General features: G+C 42.8%; 15 protein-coding genes. 12 read left to right on the top strand and 3 right to left on the bottom strand.

The genetic code is table 11. From position 1 onward, the window contains the following. From D0X99_RS01185 to D0X99_RS01150, 8 genes are all read left to right on the top strand, one after another. Window positions 1-894: a class I SAM-dependent methyltransferase gene (locus D0X99_RS01185; RefSeq protein WP_119475816.1), complete on the top strand. Its 894-nt coding sequence runs from the start codon at window positions 1-3 to the stop codon at window positions 892-894. After that, window positions 891-2,579, top strand: a complete 1,689-nt coding sequence (locus D0X99_RS01180) for an Ig-like domain-containing domain (RefSeq protein WP_119475815.1) — start codon at window positions 891-893, stop codon at window positions 2,577-2,579. Before D0X99_RS01185 ends, D0X99_RS01180 begins: the two co-directional genes overlap by 4 nt. Window positions 2,580-3,028: 449 nt before the next feature. Next, complete coding sequence (locus D0X99_RS01175) at window positions 3,029-4,777, top strand: AMP-dependent synthetase/ligase (RefSeq protein WP_119475814.1); 1,749 nt, start codon at window positions 3,029-3,031, stop codon at window positions 4,775-4,777. 241 nt (window positions 4,778-5,018) lie between these two features. Further along, window positions 5,019-5,480, top strand: a complete 462-nt coding sequence (locus D0X99_RS01170; protein ID WP_119476371.1) for a MarR family winged helix-turn-helix transcriptional regulator — start codon at window positions 5,019-5,021, stop codon at window positions 5,478-5,480. 45 nt (window positions 5,481-5,525) lie between these two features. Beyond that, window positions 5,526-7,931, top strand: a complete 2,406-nt coding sequence (locus D0X99_RS01165) for a 3-hydroxyacyl-CoA dehydrogenase/enoyl-CoA hydratase family protein (protein WP_119475813.1) — start codon at window positions 5,526-5,528, stop codon at window positions 7,929-7,931. Window positions 7,932-7,996: 65 nt separating this feature from the next. Beyond that, window positions 7,997-9,172: a thiolase family protein gene (locus tag D0X99_RS01160; protein WP_119475812.1), complete on the top strand. Its 1,176-nt coding sequence runs from the start codon at window positions 7,997-7,999 to the stop codon at window positions 9,170-9,172. A gap of 113 nt (window positions 9,173-9,285) precedes the next feature. Then, on the top strand, window positions 9,286-11,079 hold the full coding sequence (locus D0X99_RS01155; RefSeq protein WP_119476370.1) for an acyl-CoA dehydrogenase family protein: 1,794 nt from the start codon (window positions 9,286-9,288) through the stop codon (window positions 11,077-11,079). 134 nt (window positions 11,080-11,213) lie between these two features. Further along, window positions 11,214-12,350, top strand: coding sequence for a BamA/TamA family outer membrane protein (locus D0X99_RS01150; protein WP_119475811.1), 1,137 nt, complete (start codon window positions 11,214-11,216; stop codon window positions 12,348-12,350). A gap of 119 nt (window positions 12,351-12,469) precedes the next feature. Here the strand turns inward: D0X99_RS01150 and D0X99_RS01145 are convergent, their stop codons facing one another. Next, window positions 12,470-12,832, bottom strand: coding sequence for a DUF1304 domain-containing protein (locus D0X99_RS01145; RefSeq protein WP_119475810.1), 363 nt, complete (start codon window positions 12,830-12,832; stop codon window positions 12,470-12,472). 113 nt (window positions 12,833-12,945) lie between these two features. Between D0X99_RS01145 and D0X99_RS01140 the strand changes: the two genes are divergently transcribed. Beyond that, on the top strand, window positions 12,946-14,322 hold the full coding sequence (locus tag D0X99_RS01140) for a methyltransferase RsmF C-terminal domain-like protein (protein ID WP_119475809.1): 1,377 nt from the start codon (window positions 12,946-12,948) through the stop codon (window positions 14,320-14,322). Between the two features lie 5 nt (window positions 14,323-14,327). On the opposite strand, the gene D0X99_RS01135 is transcribed toward D0X99_RS01140, so the two are convergent. After that, the gene (locus D0X99_RS01135; protein WP_119475808.1) at window positions 14,328-15,533 is read right to left on the bottom strand and encodes a hypothetical protein; all 1,206 of its coding nucleotides are present in this window, start codon (window positions 15,531-15,533) and stop codon (window positions 14,328-14,330) included. A 366-nt stretch (window positions 15,534-15,899) separates the two neighbouring features. On the opposite strand from D0X99_RS01135, the gene ppsA reads away from it, so the two are divergent. From ppsA to D0X99_RS01120, 3 genes are all read left to right on the top strand, one after another. Beyond that, complete coding sequence (gene ppsA / locus D0X99_RS01130) at window positions 15,900-18,269, top strand: phosphoenolpyruvate synthase (RefSeq protein WP_119475807.1); 2,370 nt, start codon at window positions 15,900-15,902, stop codon at window positions 18,267-18,269. Between the two features lie 10 nt (window positions 18,270-18,279). Next, window positions 18,280-19,038: an SDR family oxidoreductase gene (locus D0X99_RS01125; protein WP_119476369.1), complete on the top strand. Its 759-nt coding sequence runs from the start codon at window positions 18,280-18,282 to the stop codon at window positions 19,036-19,038. A 160-nt stretch (window positions 19,039-19,198) separates the two neighbouring features. Beyond that, complete coding sequence (locus D0X99_RS01120) at window positions 19,199-19,618, top strand: DUF202 domain-containing protein (RefSeq protein ID WP_119475806.1); 420 nt, start codon at window positions 19,199-19,201, stop codon at window positions 19,616-19,618. Here D0X99_RS01120 and D0X99_RS01115 read toward each other — a convergent pair whose 3' ends face one another. Next, on the bottom strand, window positions 19,619-20,737 hold the full coding sequence (locus D0X99_RS01115; protein ID WP_119475805.1) for a DmpA family aminopeptidase: 1,119 nt from the start codon (window positions 20,735-20,737) through the stop codon (window positions 19,619-19,621). Window positions 20,738-20,864 lie beyond the last annotated feature (127 nt).

Here is a 20,864-nt window from a genome sequence, read left to right as displayed (position 1 = left end):
ATGCTTGAACGTCTCAATAAATGCCCACTTTGCAAAAGTGGGCTTTTTCTTAACCACTCTGAGGTAACAGATTTTGCGGTGAGCAGGGAAACCTTTATCCTATGTAAATGCTCGAATTGTGAATTACTATTTACAAACCCAAGACCCAAAAAAGAGGATATTGGACCCTATTACAATTTTCCGGAATATTTTTCCCACGAGGATAAAGCAAAGAATTTAACCCAGTGGATTTACCAAAAAGTCCGAAACTATAGCATTACCAAAAAAGTAAAATTCATTGAGTCTCTAAAGAAAAAGGGAAAGCTACTAGACTATGGCTGCGGTACCGGAGAACTATTAAAAGCGGCAAAAAAAAGAGGATGGAAAGTAACGGGGATAGAACCAAGCGAGAAAGCCAGGAACCAAGCAAATTATAAACTGGAAGGAAAAGTCAGAGAAAGCATCGATGACTTGGGAAAGGATTCAACCTTCGACGTAATTACACTCTTCCACGTTTTAGAACATATTCATGATCTAAGAAAATCAACCAGAAAAATTATAAATCATTTAAAATCAAATGGTTGTTTAATTATTGCTGTCCCAAATCACGAAAGCTGGGATGGCAAAAATTATGGTAAGTATTGGGCAGGATGGGATGTACCAAGACACCTTTATCACTTCAACTTATCTTCAATCGAAAAATTCAAGGAGGAATTTGAACTTGAATTAAAAGAAGTAAAACCAATGAAATTTGATAGTTTTTATGTTTCACTTTTATCTGAAGGTTACTTGGATAGAAGTTCCAGCTTAATTTCAAGATACTGGAATGGTTTCTTCAAAGGATTAAAATCAAACCGATCAGCAAACAAACCTGGTCAATTTTCTAGCAACATTTTCATCTTTCAAAAGAAGTGAGCAAGACACTATTCCTGATTACAGGTATTATCATTTTTCTTTTTGCTTCATGTGCAAAGCAAAGTACCCCTACAGGCGGTCCTAGAGATGAAGATCCTCCAATTCTTCAAGAATCAAATCCAAAGAATGAGAGTCTCAACATCAAACCAGAACAGATTGTACTAACTTTTGATGAATACATAAAACTCGAAAATCCATCAAAAGGCGTCGTAATTACTCCCAGAATAAATAAGGATGAAGTGGAGTTTACGGCATTAAAAAATATAGTAACCATTAAACTCAACCAAAAACTTGAGGACAGTACAACTTACGTTTTTGACTTTCAAAAATCAGTCGTGGATATCTCTGAAGATAATCCTGCTGAAAACCTCAAATTGGTTTTTTCGACTGGAAACGCAATCGACAGTATAAGCCTCTCAGGAAAAATACTTTTTCATTTTCCTTCTTCAAAAGTAGATTATACAAATGTCTTAGTCGGAATTTACCCAGTTGGTGACACTACAGATGTTTTCACAGCACAACCCTATTATTTAAGTCAAGTTGACTCAACAGGAAGTTTCATAATGACCAATATAAAAAATGGTCAATACATGGCCTATGCATGGAAAGATGCCAATGGAAGCTTAAAAGCAGAATCAAAATCTGAAGAGTATGATTTTATTCTGGACACATTAGATCTAGACGCAAATCTTGAAAATGTCACCTTCAATCTTTCCAAAGCAGATATTACGCCCATTAGAATTTTAAGGAGCGCTACGTTTGGAAAAAACTTTGATATCGTAGTCAATAGAGAACCAATAGAAACTAACATCAAAAACGATAACCTCGGCAAAGAGTATTTCTATACTTCCTCAGACAGTCGAATAAGAATCTATCCAAAAAGTACAACAAGTGACAGTATTCCCTTTCAAATAAGCCTTAAAGACTCTGTAGGTTTTTCTAAAGACTCATTAATCTGGGCAAAATTCCCTGAGTCAGATCGAAAACCAGAAAAACTGGAGGTCACTGCTAACTCAGGTAAAAACTTCTTCCAGAAATTGGAAGTGGAACTCAAATTCAACAAACCAATCAAATCCATAAATTCTGATTCCCTTTTTGTTTCATTTGATACTGCCTCTAGAATCCCAATTACTGAGTCAATGATGTTTTTTCAAGATTCTTCTAAGCGGGATTTATTGAAAATACAAATGACTATCCCCGACTCCTTAAGCCAAGAAATCTTCACAGTTAAGGCGTCTGATTCTACATTTCAAGATATCGAAAACCAATTCAATGAAAAAAGTCTATCGGCCAATTACCGGAAGATGGAGCGAAAAAATCTTGCAGATGAAATTTCAGGAAATATTCTGGGTGCAAAACCTCCATTCATAGTCCAATTAATTGACGAAAAAAATGAATTAGTAAAGGAACAATTCCTCGAAAACTCAAATAAATACTCTTTCAAACTCTTGGAACCCGGGACCTTCAAAGTTCGAGTTATTGAAGATTTAAATGGAAATAAACGCTGGGATCCATCCAATTTCATACAAAAAAAGTTAGCGGAACGAGTCTTTTACTTCTACAATGAGGAACAAGAACAAGGCCTAATAATCCGCAGCGGATGGACATTGGAAGACCAAAATATAATAGCAACACCCTCAACAGGTTTGCAAAAAATCCCAGAAACCACTGTGGATAAACCTTGAAACCTCGTCGATAACTTGGCAAATACAAAAGGGAAACTATCTGATTTTAAACAAGTCTTTAAATTTCATAATTCAGAAAAAAATTTTTGGGGAAAACCGTATTCTTTTCCACAGCTCACTTAAAAGATTTCCACAGCTCACTTAACCACACCAAACCAAAACGGATTAATCCACCAAATTTCAAAAAATCAACTAGTCTATTGAAAATCAATTAATTATAGGTTAATAAATAGTTAATAACTTGTCAATCTATATAAGAATACAGACAAATTACTGTGGCCAACTTTTAAAGGATCATTTGTCCACAAATCCACACTCCTAATAACCTTAATAGATTTCTTTATTTAAATAAATTAATAAGAGTATTAGAGGGTGGATAGTGTGGATAGCTTTTGTGAATCCATTTTGGTTTTGGTAATATTAGCCGAAATAAACCCAACCTAACTCTCATGCAACTCACCCGACTCTTTGATCTGATTCCATATCAAATTTCGAAGTATGATAAAAAAATAGCCTTGGCTAGAAAAGAAAATGGCACCTGGGTTACTTATTCCTCAAGAGACTTAAAAGAAATTGTCGATAATTTAAGTCTTTCATTTTTAAACTTAGGGTTAGGCTCTGGCGATAAAGTTGCAATTATCTCAGAAAATCGGCCAGAATGGAATTTTGTGGACTTAGCATTGCAGCAAATCGGTGCGATTTCAGTTCCAATGTATCCTACCATCACCTCCGATGATTATGCCTATATCTTTGACCATGCAGAGGTGAAAGTCATTTTTGTAGGTGATCGGGTCATTTATGACAAAGCTGCTGAAGTTGCTGGTGATCGGAAAATCTATTCTTTTGACCATTTGGAGGGTGTCGAACATTGGACTTCCTTACAGGAAAAGGGTATGTCGGGCAACTTGGCAGATCTGGATCAATGCAAACAACAAGTAAATCCCTCTGATATTTTTACCATTATCTACACATCAGGGACTACGGGAAGGCCAAAAGGTGTGATGCTCTCACACACCAATGTTCTGTCCAATTTGCTTTCGGTAGCCTCGATCATGACACCGCTTTCGGGAACTTCAAAGGTACTGAGCTTTCTACCGCTATGTCATATCTATGAGCGGACTGGTTCATTTTGTTACCTCTATCTTGGCTATGAGATTTATTACGCCGAAAGCATGGAAAAAATCGGTGAAAATCTGAAAGAAGTTCAACCGCATTCATTTAACAGCGTGCCAAGGCTTTTGGAAAAAGTCTTTGATAAAATTGTTGCCAAAGGGTATGAATTGGAAGGAACTAAGAAAAAGCTCTTTTTCTGGGCTTTGAATTTGGGGCTCAAGTATGATCCTGCCAAGAATATGGGAGCTTGGTACAATTTCCAGCTAAAACTTGCCAACAAGCTCATTTTTTCAAAATGGAGAGAGGCCTTGGGTGGAAATGTCATGCAGATCAATTCCGGTGCTTCAGCGTTGCAGCCCCGACTTGCAAGGGTATTTTGGGCGGCAGGCATCAAAGTTTGCGAAGGCTATGGTCTTACCGAAACATCTCCGGTAGTTTCGGCATCCATTGGAACCTATGAGGATATCAGAATTGGGTATGTGGGAAAGGTGGTAAAAGACGTGCAGGTAAAAATCGCAGAGGACGGCGAAATTTTGGTCAAAGGACCCAATGTGATGCAAGGGTATTACAAAGAGCCTGAAATGACCGCAGAGGTACTTAAAAACGGCTGGTTTCACACTGGAGATATTGGGGAGTTCGAGGGAGAATACCTCAAAATCACCGACCGTAAAAAAGAGATGTTCAAAACCTCCGGGGGGAAATATATCGCTCCACAGGTTATGGAAAACAAATTCAAGGAATCAACACTCATCGAACAGTTGATGGTAGTCGGAGATGGGAGAAATTACCCGGCTGCCCTGATTGTCCCAAGTTTTGAAGGATTAAGAGAATTCTGCAAGCGAAAGGATATCCCTTACAGCACAGACAAAGAAATGATTGCAAGACCGGAAATTTTGGAAAAGTACCAGTCTGAAATTGATGGATTGAACAAATACTTCGGAAAATGGGAACAGATCAAGCGTTTTAAACTTTTGGATAAACCCTGGGGAGTGGATTCTGGTGAACTGACACCCACGATGAAATTGAAGCGAAAAGTCATCAGTCAAAAGTTTTCGAAAGAAATCGAAGAAATCTATCAGGCGTAACTGCCTGATTTTTTTTGATTAATAAAAAAATAACCTCAAAATTATTTTTGGAGATTTCAATTATTCAAAGATTTTATTCTGTTTAAATAGATTTGTTATTCCATTTAACAACGATAATTCTTTTAATTGGTAGAAATGCAAGTTTTAATTTGTGATGCATGCATAACTTTTTTTGAAAATAGTATGCATGCATACAAATTTTTTCTAACTTAGAACTCCCCTAATTCAGCTTATGAGTGCCATGAAAAGAGAAGAGACCGTAGACTATCACATCAAAAGTGCCTGGCATGCCATATCACGGATGTATAACCAACAGGCTGCAGAGGAAGGGTTTACCACAGCGATCGGATTTGTCCTGATCAATATCAATTCCAAGGAAGGAACTCCAGCTACCAAAATTGCACCTCTGATTGGATTGGAAACCCGAAGTCTGACCCGAATGCTGAAAACCATGGAGGAAAAAGGACTTATTTTCAAAAAAGCAGACCCTTTGGACAAACGATCTGTTCGGATTTTTCTCACTGAAGAAGGAAAAGAAAAAAAGGAACGATCCATCAAAACGATCATGGAGTTCAACGAACAAGTCCGCGAAGTAGTCAGTGAACAAGAGCTAGATACCTTTTTTGGAGTGTTTGAAAAAATCCAGATGGTCATAGAACAGGTCAACGGAAGTGAAGTCAACAAGCCCATATTTGAATTATAAACCAAATCCCGTAAAACGGATATAGACTACCAAAAACCCAAAAAAATGAACAGAACCATTAAAAAAGTTGCCGTCTTAGGTTCGGGAGTGATGGGATCGCGTATTGCCTGTCATTTCGCCAATATCGGTGTGCAGGTACTTTTATTGGACATTGTTCCCTTTGAGCTCACTGAAGAAGAGCTGAAAAAGGGCATGACCAAAGAACATCCTATTGTCCGAAATCGGATTGTGAACACTGCTTTGCAAAATACACTCAAGTCAAATCCCTCTGCGATTTATGATAAATCTTTTGCGGGTCGTATTACCACAGGGAATTTTGACGATGACTTACCAAAAATCAAGGATTATGATTGGGTAATCGAAGTAGTGGTGGAACGCTTGGATATCAAGCAGCAGCTTTTTGAAAAGGTAGAAAAGTTCAGAAAACCAGGTAGTCTGATCACTTCAAATACTTCCGGTATTCCTATGCACCTGATGTGTGCAGGGAGAAGTGAGGACTTTCAGGCCAATTTTGCAGGAACGCACTTTTTCAATCCTCCACGGTATCTGAAACTTCTTGAAATCATTCCCGGTCCAAAAACCAATCCCGAAATCATCGATTTTCTGATGGAATACGGTGACCGATTCTTGGGTAAAGAGACCGTTTTATGCAAAGACACGCCAGCATTTATCGCTAATCGAATTGGGGTTTATGCTATCATTTCGGGAATGCATGCAATCGAAAAAATGGGATTCAGCGTGTCTGAAGTGGATAAGTTGACAGGACCGGTGATCGGTCGTGCAAAGTCGGCAACCTTCCGTACGATGGATGTGGTCGGTTTGGATACTACAGTCAATGTAGCCAACAATCTTTACAAAGCACTTCCTCACGACGAGTCCCGTGATAAGTTTCAACTTCCGAAAATCGTCGAGGTACTTTACAACAACAAATGGTTTGGGGACAAGACTGGACAGGGTTATTTCAAAATGATCCGCCACAAGGATGGTAGCAAGGAACTGAAAGAACTAGATCTGAAAACCTTTGAATACAAGGAGGCAGAAAAGCCAAAATTCAAGGCCCTAGAGGCTTCCAAAGAAATCGAAGACCTCAAAAAGCGGATCAAATTCCTGGTCAATTTTGAGGATCGGGCAGGTGAATTTTATCGAACTTCTTTCTATGATCTTTTCAAATATTGCTCCAACCGCATTCCGGAAATTTCGGATGAGCTCTACCGCATTGATCAGGCGGTCTGCGCTGGGTTCGGTTGGGAGTTAGGTCCGTTTGAGACTTGGGATATTTTGGGAGTCAAAGAAACCCTCGCCAAGATGGAAGCTGCCGGTGAAAAAGCTGCTCCATGGGTTCATGAGATGCTCGCTGCTGGGCATGAGGCATTTTATAAAGTGGATGGTGGTAAGAAATTATACTACGACATTCCGAGCAAATCCTTCAAAGAAATCCCTGGAACCAAAGATTTTATCATTCTCGACACCCTTAAATCTGCAGGGAAAAAAGTATGGGGAAATGCGGGATCAACAGTGTATGACTTGGGTGATGAGGTGATTGGACTGGAATTCCACACCAAAATGAACTCCATGGGTGCCGAAGTCATCGAAGGTATCAATACTGCTATCGGAATGGCAGAAAAATCATACAAAGGTTTGGTCATCGGAAACGAAGGCGGCAATTTCTCAGCGGGTGCCAATTTGGCCATGTTGTTCATGTTTGCCGGAGATCAGGACTTTGATGAGATCAATCTGATGATTGCCCAGTTCCAAAACACAATGATGCGAGCGCGATTTTCTTCCATTCCGGTGGTGGTCGCTCCACACAATATGGCTCTGGGTGGGGGTTGTGAACTTTCACTTCATTCCGATCACATTCAAGCCCATGCGGAACTGTATATGGGATTGGTGGAAGTCGGAGTAGGATTAATTCCTGCAGGAGGAGGCACCAAGGAAATGACGCTGAGATTTTCCAACGGGATCATCAACGGGGATGTGGAGCTCAATCAGCTTCAGGAATATTTCATGAATATCGCTACAGCAAAGGTTTCCACCTCAGCAGAGGAAGCCAGAGGTCTCGGCTACTTAAGGTCCAAGGACGGTATTTCTCTGAACAGAAAGCGGCAGCTTGCGGACGCGAAGTCTAAAGTTTTAGCCTTGAGTGCAGCTGGATATACTCAACCGATACAACAGAATAATATCAAAGTATTAGGCAAAACCTCTTTGGCCTTGTTTGAAGCAGGGATTACGGGCATGCAATACGGGGCATATATTTCCGACCACGATGCAAAAATTGCCAGAAAACTGGCTTGGGTGATGTCAGGTGGAGATTTGTCTTCTCCAACAGAAGTGTCTGAGCAATACTTATTGGACCTGGAGCGTGAAGCGTTTCTCAGTTTGACAGGTGAGAAAAAGACCCTGGAGCGAATTCACAGTATTCTCTTCAAAGGTAAGCCGCTTAGGAATTGATGTACGAAGTACTATGTACCACGTACCAAGTTACTCAATAACCCAAACCCCAATAACTAATAAAAATGGAAGCATATATAATAAACGGATATAGATCAGCGGTTGGAAAGTCCAAAAAAGGAGGTTTCAGATTTTACCGCCCGGATGACCTGGCTGCTGATGTCATCAAACATTTGGTAGCAAATACACCTGGTCTGGAGGCCAAAATGGTCGACGACCTGATTGTAGGTAATGCTGTGCCGGAGGCCGAGCAGGGCATGCAAATGGGCCGAATGATTTCCCTTTTGGCCCTGGGAATTGATATTCCCGGTTTCATTATCAACCGCTATTGCGGATCTGGATTGGAAGCCATCGCTTTGGCCGTTGGAAAAATCAAGGCCGGAATGGCCGATTGCATCATCGCCGGTGGTACGGAATCCATGTCATTAGTGCCGATGATGGGTTACAAAACGGCCCTGAACTGGAAAATCGCATCCCAAACCCCATCCTATTACCTAAGCATGGGATTGACAGCAGAAGAATTGGCCAGGGAATACAGCATCACCCGGGAGGAAGCCGATGCTTTTTCCGTTCGGTCTCATGAGAAAGCTCTTGCAGCCATCGCTTCAGGAAAATTCAAAGATGAAATCGTTCCTGTGGAAGTAGAGGAAACCTATTTGGATGAAAAAGGCAAAAAGAAAACCAGAAAATTCACCGTGGACACTGACGAAGGACCTCGTGCTGGAACTACCATGGAGGGATTGGCGGCATTGAAGCCGGCATTCAAAAACGGAGGCCAAGTGACTGCAGGTAATTCTTCCCAGACTTCTGATGGAGCTTCCTTTGTGGTGGTGATGTCAGAGCGACTGATGAAATCTCTCGGTCTTGATCCAATTGCAAGAATGATGGCTTACAGTGTAGCAGGAGTAGATCCGCGCATCATGGGAATCGGTCCAAAAGAAGCCGTTCCAAAAGCATTGAAGCAGGCAGGCCTAAGCTTAGGTCAGATCGATCTGGTGGAGCTGAATGAAGCCTTTGCTGCTCAAGGCTTGGCTGTGATGAAATCTTTGGACATGAATCAGGATATCGTCAATGTGAATGGTGGAGCTGTTGCTTTGGGTCACCCACTGGGATGCACAGGAGCCAAGCTTTCCGTTCAGATTTTCAATGAATTAAGAAGGCAAAACAAAAAATATGGTCTGGTCACTGCCTGTGTAGGTGGGGGTCAGGGAGTTGCAGGAATCTACGAGTTGTTGAAATAGGGAATACTTCGGTGTTCGAAATTCGTCATTAGATATTCATTATTTGAAATATCGAACATTGAATGTTGAACGCTGAATGTCCAATAATGAAGAATACTAAAAACATAAAAATAATGGCCACACTAACGAAAGCAATCCAAGGAGGTGAATTCCTCGTCAGAGAGACGCCTGCACAGGATATTTTTATTCCTGAGCAGTTTACCGAAGAGCAAAAAATGATGGCTCAGGCCTGTCAGGATTTTATCGATACGGAGATTACGCCAAATATCGAAGCCATTGACAGCATGAAGAACCCTGACTTGGTTCCTTCTATTTTCAAAAAGGCAGGCGAACTCGGACTACTTGGAATTGTCGTGCCTGAAGAATATGGCGGATTGGGGATGAGTTTCAATACGTCCATGCTAATTGCCGATATTATCGGGGCAGCCGGATCATTTTCAACTACCTATGGAGCCCACACCGGAATCGGCACTCTTCCGATTTTATACTATGGCACTGAGGAGCAAAAACAAAAATATCTACCAAAACTTGCTTCAGGAGAATGGGCTGCTTGCTATTGCTTAACCGAACCTGATGCCGGTTCGGATGCCAACAGCGGCAAAACCAAAGCGACCCTATCAGCAGACGGAAAAACCTACTTGCTTAACGGCCAGAAAATGTGGATTTCCAATGCCGGCTTTGCAGATCTTTTCATCGTTTTCGCCAAAATAGAAGACGACAAAAACCTCACCGCGTTCATCGTTGAAAAAACCTTCGGGGGAATCACGATGAATGAAGAGGAAAAAAAGATGGGTATTAAAGGGTCCTCTACCCGTCAGGTCTTTTTCAATGACTGCCCAGTACCTGTGGAAAACATGCTTTCTGACCGTCAAAATGGCTTCAAAATCGCAGTAAACATCCTCAATATCGGTAGGGTAAAACTGGGTGCCGGAGTTTTGGGAGGCGTAAGAGGTGTAATTTCTCTTTGTCTCAAATACTCCACCGAGCGCAAGCAGTTTGGGGTCAGCATCAATACGTTTGGTGCCATCAAATCTAAATTGGCCGAAATGGCCATTAGAACCTACGTTTCCGAATCCCTTTGTTACCGTGCGGGGCAAGATATAGAGGATCGGATTAATGCCCTGATTTCCGAGGGAATGAATGAAACCGAGGCCAAGTTGAAAGGAGTGGAAGCCTTTGCCATCGAATGTGCGATTGCAAAAATCCACGGTTCGGAAGTCCTTGACTACGTAGTCGATCAAGGGGTTCAAGTCTATGGTGGAATGGGTTATTCTGCTGATGCGCCAATGGAAAGAGCCTATCGCGATGCCAGAATTTCAAGGATTTACGAAGGCACCAATGAAATCAACAGAATGCTGATGGTCGGAATGCTCTTGAAGCGAGCTATGAAAGGTGAGGTGAACATTTTCGAACCGGCAATGGCTGTTTCCGCTGAATTGACCTCTGTCCCTTCTTTTGAGACCATCGACACTTCTGAACTTTTTGCAGCGGAGAAGGACGTCCTCAAAAACCTGAAGAAAGTATTTCTCATGGTAGGTGGCAAAGCTGCCATGGCTCTCCAGGATCGGATCGAGGACGAACAGGAGATCATGATGAATCTTGCCGATGTCATGATAGAAATCTATGCTGCTGAATCAGCGATTTTGAGAACCGAGAAACTGGTAAGTCTAAAAGGAGAGGCCGCTTGCTCCAATCAGATCGCGATGTCGCAGGTTTATTTGTCTGAGGCCGTTGACAAAATAAATGCCGCTGCCAAAGAAGCCATCGCATCATTCACTAAAGGTGACGAGCAAAAAGTCATGCTCATGGGCCTGAAGCGATACACCAAAGCGGATTTGGTCAACACCAAAGAATTGAGAAGGCAAATTGCCGACTACATGATTGCCCAAGGAAAATACCCATTTTAATTTTGAGATAGATTGAGTACCTGAGCCTCCGGTTTTGAAAGCGACCGGAGGTTTTTTGTTTTATCTGCTGAAAATCATTTTTCGGAATTCTTTCCCAAATTAGTTTTGACGCTTAGTTGATTAATTAGTTTTTTATGAAAAAAGCCATTCAAATCTTTTGCCTTACTTGTTTTTTCACGGGGCTTGCTTCTGCTCAAAAGCAAAAGGTTTCCTTGAGGGACTCCTTGGACCAAAAGTTGGATTTAAGTGATTGGGTATTAACTGCAAATGGGTTTATTCCTTTTCCTTCAATCATTACTGAACCTGCTTTGGGAAGTTTTGGAGGAGCTTTATTTGCTGTTTTTGTCGATCCAAATACTCCCTATCGGGACAGTGTGGACGGGAAGGTGGTAGAGACTAGAGCCAAACCAAATATTTTCGGAGCAGGTGGAGCTTATACAGCCAACGGAACTTGGGTTTTAGGTGCTGCGGCCGGAGGTGTCATTAAAAAGTGGAGATCCAACTATCGCCTTTTTACTGGCTATGCGGATGTTAATCTTGAATTCTATAGAACCTTTGAAAACTTAGGAGAGAAAGAATTTGAGTTTAATATCAGGACCATCCCAATATCAGGTCAGTTGATCAAGCAGTTTGGGAGAAGTGATTGGTATGCAGGGTTGAATTATTTGTTTTTGAAGACAGAATTAGCCCGAACAAATCCTGAATTCCATGATCCGAAGGATGTCAATAGTACTATTAGCCGACCGGGAATATTGATAGAATTTGATGGAAGGGACAATATTTTCACTCCAAATAAAGGCTTTCGATGGAATACGCTTTTTTCAACTTCTGCAGAATGGCTGGGCAGTGATTACTCTTACAGCTCGGTCAACACAGCAGCCTATTGGTGGATTCCAGTTTCGGACAAACTTATTTCTGGATTCAGAGCCGAGTATCAAAATCTATGGGGAGACGCACCATTTTATATGCTTCCGTTTATCAGCATGAGGGGGATTCCCGTGGCCCGATACCAAGGAAATATCATTGGACTAGGAGAAACTGAATGGAGATGGGATTTTACCTCCCGATTTAGTTTGGTAGGATTTGGAGGGGCTGCAAAGGCCGTTTTAGAGGGAGATTCATGGGGAGATTCTTCCTGGAGAGTTTCCGGAGGTGCGGGAGGGCGCTACCTGATCGCCAGAAAACTTAACCTCCGAATGGGAATGGATGTGGCCCGAGGTCCTGAGCAATGGGCGTATTATTTTGTCTTTGGTACTTCCTGGGTACGATAATGAAGGATTTTCCAAAAGGGATGAGTGTACTGCAAAAAGAAGGAAATCAAGCTCTCAACACTTTTTGAATCCTAATTATCAGGGATAGGTTTTTTGCTGGTTTCGAAATCGAAAAACTATTAGACCATCAAAATCAGAATTATCGCTATAAGGGCTGGTAATCCCTGAACATAAAAGATCTTTTTGCTGGCAGTAATAGCTCCAAAAATTCCCGCGATTAAGACACAGGTCAGGAAAAACAAAGCCACATTATCCGCCCAAACCGGATCGGTAATGACAAGAGACCATACCAATCCTGCAACCAAAAAACCATTGTACAATCCCTGATTTGCAGCCAATGCTTTGGTTTTTGGAAAAAGCTCCGCAGGCATTTGCCTGAATATCTTTCGTCCCGTCGTCTCCCAGGCAAACATTTCAAACCAAAGAAAATACAAATGCAATACGGCGATCAGGCCAATGACTAGATTTGAAGCGAGTTCCATAGATTCATCAGTTTACTTTCAAGATAAGAAATTTTGAAGTTGGCAGTGGTCATCAGGCAGTACGCAAAAATCTGTCAACTGAATACTGCATACTGATCCCTTATATTTGCTCCATGTCCGAGATCCAACTGCCCGCTGACTTTGAGTCCCAGATGCTTGCTCTTTTGGGCAAGCAAGATTTTGAAAACTTTAAAGCGGCCATCAATCGCACACCCCGTACAGCCATCCGCCTTAATCCCTCAAAAAACTTTTCCCCTTCTTGGCCAAAAAACCCGATTCCATGGTCACAACAGGGTTTTTTTCTGGAAGAAAGACCAAGTTTTACCCTTGACCCAGCTTTTCACGCTGGCGCCTACTACGTACAGGAGGCTTCCTCGATGTTTATCGAGCATATCTTGAAAAGTCTGGAAATTCCCAAGGGAGTTTACTTGGATCTGGCTGCAGCCCCAGGCGGAAAGAGTACGATTCTTTCCTCCTATTTGGGAAATGAGGGTCTTTTGGTTGCCAATGAAGTCATTCAGTCCCGAGCTCAAATTCTGAAAGAAAACGCCGTTAAATGGGGACTTGGAAATATTGCTGTGACCAACAATGATCCCGATCACTTTGAGCCATTGGAAGGATTTTTTGATCTGGTATTGGTGGATGCTCCCTGCTCGGGGGAAGGGATGTTTCGGAAGGACCCCCAAGCCAGAGAGGAGTGGTCACTGGATCACGTGACCCTTTGTGCTTCCCGGCAAAAGCGGATAATGGATAAAGCCGGGGCTTTGGTCAAAGGCAGCGGATACCTGATTTATTCCACTTGCACCTTCAACGAGCAGGAAAATGAAGCCATGATCCGCTTTCTCACCGAGGAGTTTGCATTTGAACCTGTTCGGATTACATTGGATTCAGATTGGAAGATTGTCGAAACAGAAGTGGAAACTCCAGACGGGAAGTTTTTTGGCTATCGGTTTTTTCCGCATCTGGTAGAAGGGGAAGGTTTTTTCATCACGGTGTTGAAAAGGCCGGAATCAGCCTCTTCCCAGGAACCAGGTCGGATCAAAGATTTCAAGCATTCGGTGTTGAAATCTCTGGGTGAAAAAGAAGATAAAACACTTGAAGCCGAATTGGGGCTCGATGGAAGCGGAAAATACTACAGCCTCAATGACTCCATTTTCAGGATCAACCGGGAATTTTTCAGGCATTTTGAGCGGATTTCCCAGCATTTAAGTCTCCGCTACTTTGGAGTGGAATTGGGCAAAAAACAGAAAAACGATTGGATTCCTTCCCATGAATGGGCACTTTCCGTGCTGCCAAAATCCGGCTTTGCAACTTTTAAACTTGACCTGGATCAAGCATTGGATTTTCTTAGAAAAAACGAATCCATTCTCCCCGATTTACCTACCGGTTGGGTGTTGATGACCTATCAGGGTCTCCCCCTGGGCTGGGTCAAAAACTTGGGAAACAGGCTAAACAATTACTACCCCAAGGATTGGAGAATCAGGATGTGATCTGACTATTTCTTCACAAATTCAAATCGAGCCCAATTCTTTCGGTAGCGAAGCTCGTTGCCGGTTGACAAAAATGGAGGTAAATAAATAAGCTTCTCCACCCGTAATTCGTGGAGTCCTGGTTTTAAATGACCTACAGGAACCTGCCCAAACAAAGCCATTTGGCCAGTATGGCCTGCCCGCACTTTGGACCACTTCCCCAAGTGAATGAGAGAGTCATTGATATAAATCCGAAACTGATCTTGGTATCCATTTACCGTACTCCATTGAATTGTGTCGGAACTCAGTAACTCATTCATTTTTGATATGGAATTTTCATCCCGGGCATATCGGGGCAAATAAAGCTGCATGAACTCCGAATCCACCGTCTTTTTAGTAGTCCAGACTCGGGCAAATCGTTTTTTTTCAGAATTGTATTCTTCAAAATAGCCCTGATCCTTTGGCCAATCGTATTGCGAATCATCCAAATTGACATTGGTTTGAAAGTCAGAAAATCCTTTCAAATCCTGAGAAATAAAAGGTGAAGAGATCGCCACCAAAACAATAGAGAAGGAGATAAATGACCATTTTCCCAAGTTGCTTTGGTAAACTGCTCCAATGGTGCTACTCATGCTTTTCCCAATGCTGTCCTTTAGCTTATTGGATTTTTTTACAATTGAAAAACCAGCTAGGATAACCATGGTAATCATAAAAATCACATAGACTACCTGAAAGTCCAGATTGAATACCAAGTAAATTCCTATCAGAGCCGATAAATAGCCAGTGATGCTGAAGATCGGAACTGCCACAGAAATCGGAAACCCATATATCATGCTGCACCATCGCTCGAGTTTAACTAGGTAGAACGTAGGGTGGGGATAATCTACCGATTGAGAATATTTAAACAGATTTTCTTTAATCACACCATCCGGAAAAGCATAAGTGATTCCCAACATACCCGCCCAAATAAATCGCATAATCAGGTGTATCACCAAAAAAATCTTAAAAACTGTGATGATCAGAGAGAAATAGACCAGAATCAACTGCGCAGGAATCTGCTCTAGGCCGTAATCTTGGATCAAAACCACAGAAAAATCAAATAATCTGGAAGGAATAATAAACAAAACCGCCAGAGTAATACCCGAAATAATAACTTCCGGCTCCCAGCTGTTTTTTTGAAGGTGCTCAAGCCAGGTTAGATCTTGTTGTTTTTTATCAGTTTGCTGTTCCATAAAAAATTGGAGAAAGCACTAAAAATGAGATTTTTTCGCCCATTCCAAAACTTTTTTCTTGGAAAGCCTCTCTCCTCACGTTTTCCTTTTCCCTTTATCACCCAATTGTCTTTGGCTTAAGTTTTACCAACCAGAAAGATCCAGGTCCACTTGAAAATTCACCTTTTGGATTCCTATATCTTAGCCATTACCTCAGGTATCATCAGAAAATTGCCTCCACATAAGAGGAGAATTAAGATATATGCCCCGATAAGCCACAAACAATCTGATTTTTATCAGGAAAACCACCCCTATTCGGTCATAGAGTTCAGGCTATATTTTGGGTAGGTTTAAGACTCTGTTTTCTTATTACCTAAACCCAAAATAATGGATAATCTGGTAATCCCGTTTGGCCAGCTTAGCATTGGTGACGTTGCCAAAGTTGGGGGAAAAAATGCCTCTCTTGGTGAAATGTATCGAAACCTCGTTCCCATTGGCATTCATATTCCGGATGGATTTGCAACGACAGCTGATGCCTTCCGATTTTTCAAAAAAGAAAACCGACTCGACCAGCCAATCCGTGATTTACTCCATCAGTTGGATAAAAACCATTTTGCAAACCTCCGGGAACTTTCAGTTGAGATCAAAAAGCTAATTCTGGACTCGAAGATCCCAACCCAGCTCGAAACGGAAATCCTGAACTCATATCAAAACTTATGTCAGGCCCATGGCCGTGAATTGGACGTAGCGGTAAGGAGTAGTGCGACAGCGGAAGACTTGCCTGGAGCCAGTTTTGCCGGACAACATGAATCCTTTTTGAACATCCGTGGAAACGAAGCCTTGCTCAAAGCTGTGAAGTCGTGTTTTGCATCTCTTTACAATGCCCGGGCGATCAAATACCGATTTGACAAAGGATTCGACAAAATAGAAATCGCCCTTTCTGTTGGGGTTCAACTCATGGTCAGGTCAGATTTGGCGAGCAGTGGCGTTTGCTTTTCCATTGATCCTGAATCCGGCTTTAGGGATGCGGTTTTGATTACAGGTTGCTGGGGTTTGGGTGAAAATATCGTGCAGGGGGCGGTGATTCCCGATGAGTTTTTGGTTTTCAAGCCCACTTTGAAAAAAGGAAAATATCCGATCCTTTCTAAGAAAATCGGATCCAAAACCAAAACTATGGTTTATGCCGAATCCGGGGGAATCGTCAACGTAGACACTCCGATTGAAAGGCAAAAGGAAGTTGTTTTATCGGATCCTGAAATCCAGACTTTGGGAGATTGGTCAGTCAAAATTGAAAACCATTATGGAATGCCCATGGACATCGAATGGGCTAAAGACGGTATCTCGGGTAAACTGTTTATCGTACAGGCCAGGCCCGAAACCGTCCACGCAGAAAAAGATCCCTACTTGGTCAAAGAATTTTCCCTTTTGGAAAAAAGCAAAGTCCTAGTCTCTGGATACTCCATCGGAAGTGGAATTACCTCAGGGAAAGTCAGAATTTTACATTCTCCTTCCGAATCTGACAAGCTCCAATCCGGAGAGATTTTGGTCACTGAGATCACCAATCCGGACTGGGATCCGATCATGAAAAAAGCAGGGGCAATCATAACCGCCAAAGGAGGAAGGACCAGCCATGCGGCCATTGTAGCAAGGGAAGTTGGAGCGCTGGCGATAGTCGGGGCTGAATCCGCCCTCCAATCCTTGGAAGATGGAGATGTAGTCACCTTGGACACCTCATCGGGAAAGATCGGCAAAGTCTACCAAGGTGCCCTGCAATGGAAAGTCATTGATCATGATTTTCGAGGATTGCAGTTACCCAAGACCCAGCCCATGTTTATCCTTGCAGATCCGGAAAAAGCCTTTGACTTGTCCTTTTTCCCCAACCAAGGCGTAGGCCTGATGAGGATGGAGTTTGTCGTGAACAATAGCATACGGATTCACCCCATGGCCTTGGTTCATTTTGATCAACTCCAAAATCAAGGGGAAAAGGAAGAAATCGAAAACCTCTGTCACGGCTACACGGACAAAAAAGAATATTTCGTGGATAAGCTTTCACAGGCAGTTGCCACGATTGCGGCAGCTTTTTACCCCAAAGATGTCATCCTGAGAATGAGTGATTTCAAAACCAACGAATACGCCAATCTGCTTGGGGGTCATCAGTTTGAACTTTCTGAAGAAAACCCCATGATCGGGTTTCGAGGGGCATCTCGCTATTATCACGATCGCTATCGGGAAGGTTTTCGACTTGAATGCGAAGCAGTAAAGCGGGTAAGGGAAGAAATGGGCCTTGAAAATCTCAAGGTAATGATCCCGTTTTGCCGAACTCCGGAGGAAGGAGAAAAAGTCATTTCCTTAATGGCTGATTTCGGATTAAAACAAAAGGAAAAGGGATTGGAAATCTACGTCATGGCTGAAATTCCCTCCAATGTTATTCTGGCCAAAGAATTTGCCCGGATTTTTGATGGCTTCTCGATTGGATCAAATGATCTCACACAACTGACTCTGGGTGTGGATCGGGATTCAGAGGTGTTGGGTGATCTTTTTGATGAAAATAATCCTGCAGTGACGTGGATGATTTCTCAGGTTATCAGAGAAGCAAAAGCTGCCGCGAGAAAGATCGGATTATGTGGCCAAGCACCCAGTGACAATCCCAACTTTGCCAAATTCCTGATCTCCCAGGGGATTGACAGCATTTCTTTCAATTCCGACGCCTTGATTAAAGGCATCGAAAATATGATTCAGGCCGAAAACGAACGCTAATTCGATGATCATGAAAAAACTCGAAAACAAAACCGCAATCGTAACTGGTGCTGCCTCCGGAATGGGCAAAGCCATTGCAATCTTGTTTGCCAAGGAAGGAGCCAAAGTGGCCCTGGCTGATTTGGACCAGACCGAAGCAGACCTTGTCGCAGGGGAAATCCGAAAGCAAGGAGGACATGCCATTGGAATTTTCTGTGATGTCTCAAGCGAAGAATCTGTCAAAAACCTGATCGAAGTGACCTTGTCCGAGTTTGGGGGCTTGGATATTTTAGTCAACAATGCCGGCATCATGGACAATTTCACTCCATTGGATCGCCTGGGAGATGGGCTGTGGGAAAAAGTCATGGCAGTAAATGTGAACGGCCCCTTTTATACCAGTCGACTTGCAATCAACCAGATGCTTCCTAAAGGAAAGGGTGTGATTATCAATATTTCTTCAATCGGAGGCCTTAATGGTGCGAGGGCAGGACTTGCCTATACCACTTCCAAGCACGCATTAATTGGAATGACCAAAAACATCGGCTTTATGTATGCCAAAAAGGGCATCCGATGCAATGCAATTGCTCCGGGAGGAGTTAATACCAACATCATGAAAAATGCCCAGCCGGATGCAGAAGGGGCAGTTCTGTGCAGTTCGGGAATCGGGTCCAATCCGCGGATGGGCGAACCCGAGGAAATTGCCAAAACTGCCTTGTTTCTGGCTTCAGATGATTCTTCCTTCATTACAGGAGCCGTCATCACTGCTGACGGAGGCTGGACGGCATATTAGATTCCGGGTAATTTGTGGGAAGGTGGCATCATTAATCCGTCCAAGGATTTGACCGCCGGGGTTTGGAATACCCTTAAATTTTTTGGGCTAGGTAGTTTAGACTTAACCTGATTTCTTACCGAATTTCTATTTAACATAGCCAGTAAAAAGAACTCTACGTATGGATGATCTCCTTGAAGAAAAGGACGGGGGAAAGCCCCTCAAGAAAAAGGCTAAAAAACTAATCCAACTCGAACGGACCAGAACAGCTTTTGAGCGCTTGCAGCTTGCCTGGGTAAGAACATCCATAACCATTCTGGCATTTGGGGTTGGGGTGTATGAGTTTTTTTTCAACCGGCTGGAATCCGGGAAAACACCACTTTTTGAAGCTTTTACGGGCCGTGAACTTGCCTTGGTCCTTTATAGTATTTCTTTTATCATTTTGATTCTCTCGCTTTTGCAGCATCTCAAAAGCATGAGAATATTGAAGAAGAGCTTCCCGGAAAGTCGCTATTCGGTGGCAGCGTTGCTTTCGGTTTTATTGCTTCTTTTGGCGTTTTTCTTAGTCAGTTTGCTACTTTGGAAGGCATATAATCCCTGATTATTTGTTGTGGATCCATTCCAAAACCTGAGCTTTGGGCAGGGCTTCCACGACCCTACCGTCTTTGCCAGTCATTGATTCTGCTGCGAAAAGTGAATTAATAATCGCCTCTTCGGTAGCTTCGATCACGGCCAGGAAAAGGGAAGTCATGTCTTCATTTCCTAGAAATTCAGCCTTTTGAAGGGATAGAGGTTGGCTCGAATGCGGAATCCTCAGTCCTTCGGCAGTAGAAAAAGCAATGACATAATCACCCGAGCCGTTGGACGCAATACCACCGGTTTTTGCCAATCCCATCATAGCGCGTTGAGCCATCCTTTCCAAGTTTCGCTCCAATACGGGAGCGTCTGTTGCCACGACAATCATGCAACTTCCGTCGGATTTTTCCAGGGCATCACGAAAGGGATATTTCCCCAGCTTTTCCCCAACTGCGACTCCTCCAATCTGAAGATTCCCGCCGAAATTGGTCTGTACCAATACCCCTACGGTATAGCCGCCCAAGCTTTCGGGAAGTTTTCGTGAGGCGGTTCCAATTCCACCTTTCCAGCCAAAACATACAGTTCCTGTTCCTGCGCCGAAATTACCTTCCTGCACAGGACCTGATTTAGCATCCTGGATCGCCTGAATGACGTCTTCGGTTGAAAGATGCATTCCCCGGATCTCATTCAAATAGCCATCGTTTGTTTCTCCTACCACTGCATTGACGGACTGCAGCTGTTCATTTCTTGACTGAGCCATTGAATACTTGACTACGCCTTCAATTCCGGCGGCTACACTCAGGGTATTGGTCAGGATAATCGGAGATTCAATATTTCCCAATTCCTGCACTTGGGTGACTCCGGCAAGTTTGCCAAACCCATTACCGACAAAAATTGCTGCAGGCACCTTCTCCTGAAATAGATTTCCACCATGAGGTAAGATCGCGGTGACTCCGGTTCGGATAGTTGACCCCTCAATTTTGGTCAGGTGGCCGACCTTGACACCAGCCACGTCAGTGATGGCATTCAAAGGCCCGGTTGGCAAAACCCCAAAATGGACTCCAAGTTCCCGGGGACGGGATTGGGAATATACGATCGAATTCATGGTCAACAGTAGAATTAAGCTTGGGAGCAGAAACTTCATGTATTAGGGATTTGACAAAGAATCAAGTTAAGGATTGTCTTCAATAGGCAGGATTTATTTTAGGGCAGACTTTGTAAAAACAAATAATTGCAGAAAAGTCAGCCTTGAAACGCAAAGGGGCCAATGC

This window comes from Algoriphagus lacus (assembly GCF_003583985.1).
In the GTDB taxonomy this organism is placed as follows: domain Bacteria; phylum Bacteroidota; class Bacteroidia; order Cytophagales; family Cyclobacteriaceae; genus Algoriphagus; species Algoriphagus lacus.
Note: the sequence above shows the minus strand (reverse complement) of the source record. Positions and strands in the feature narration are given on the sequence as shown.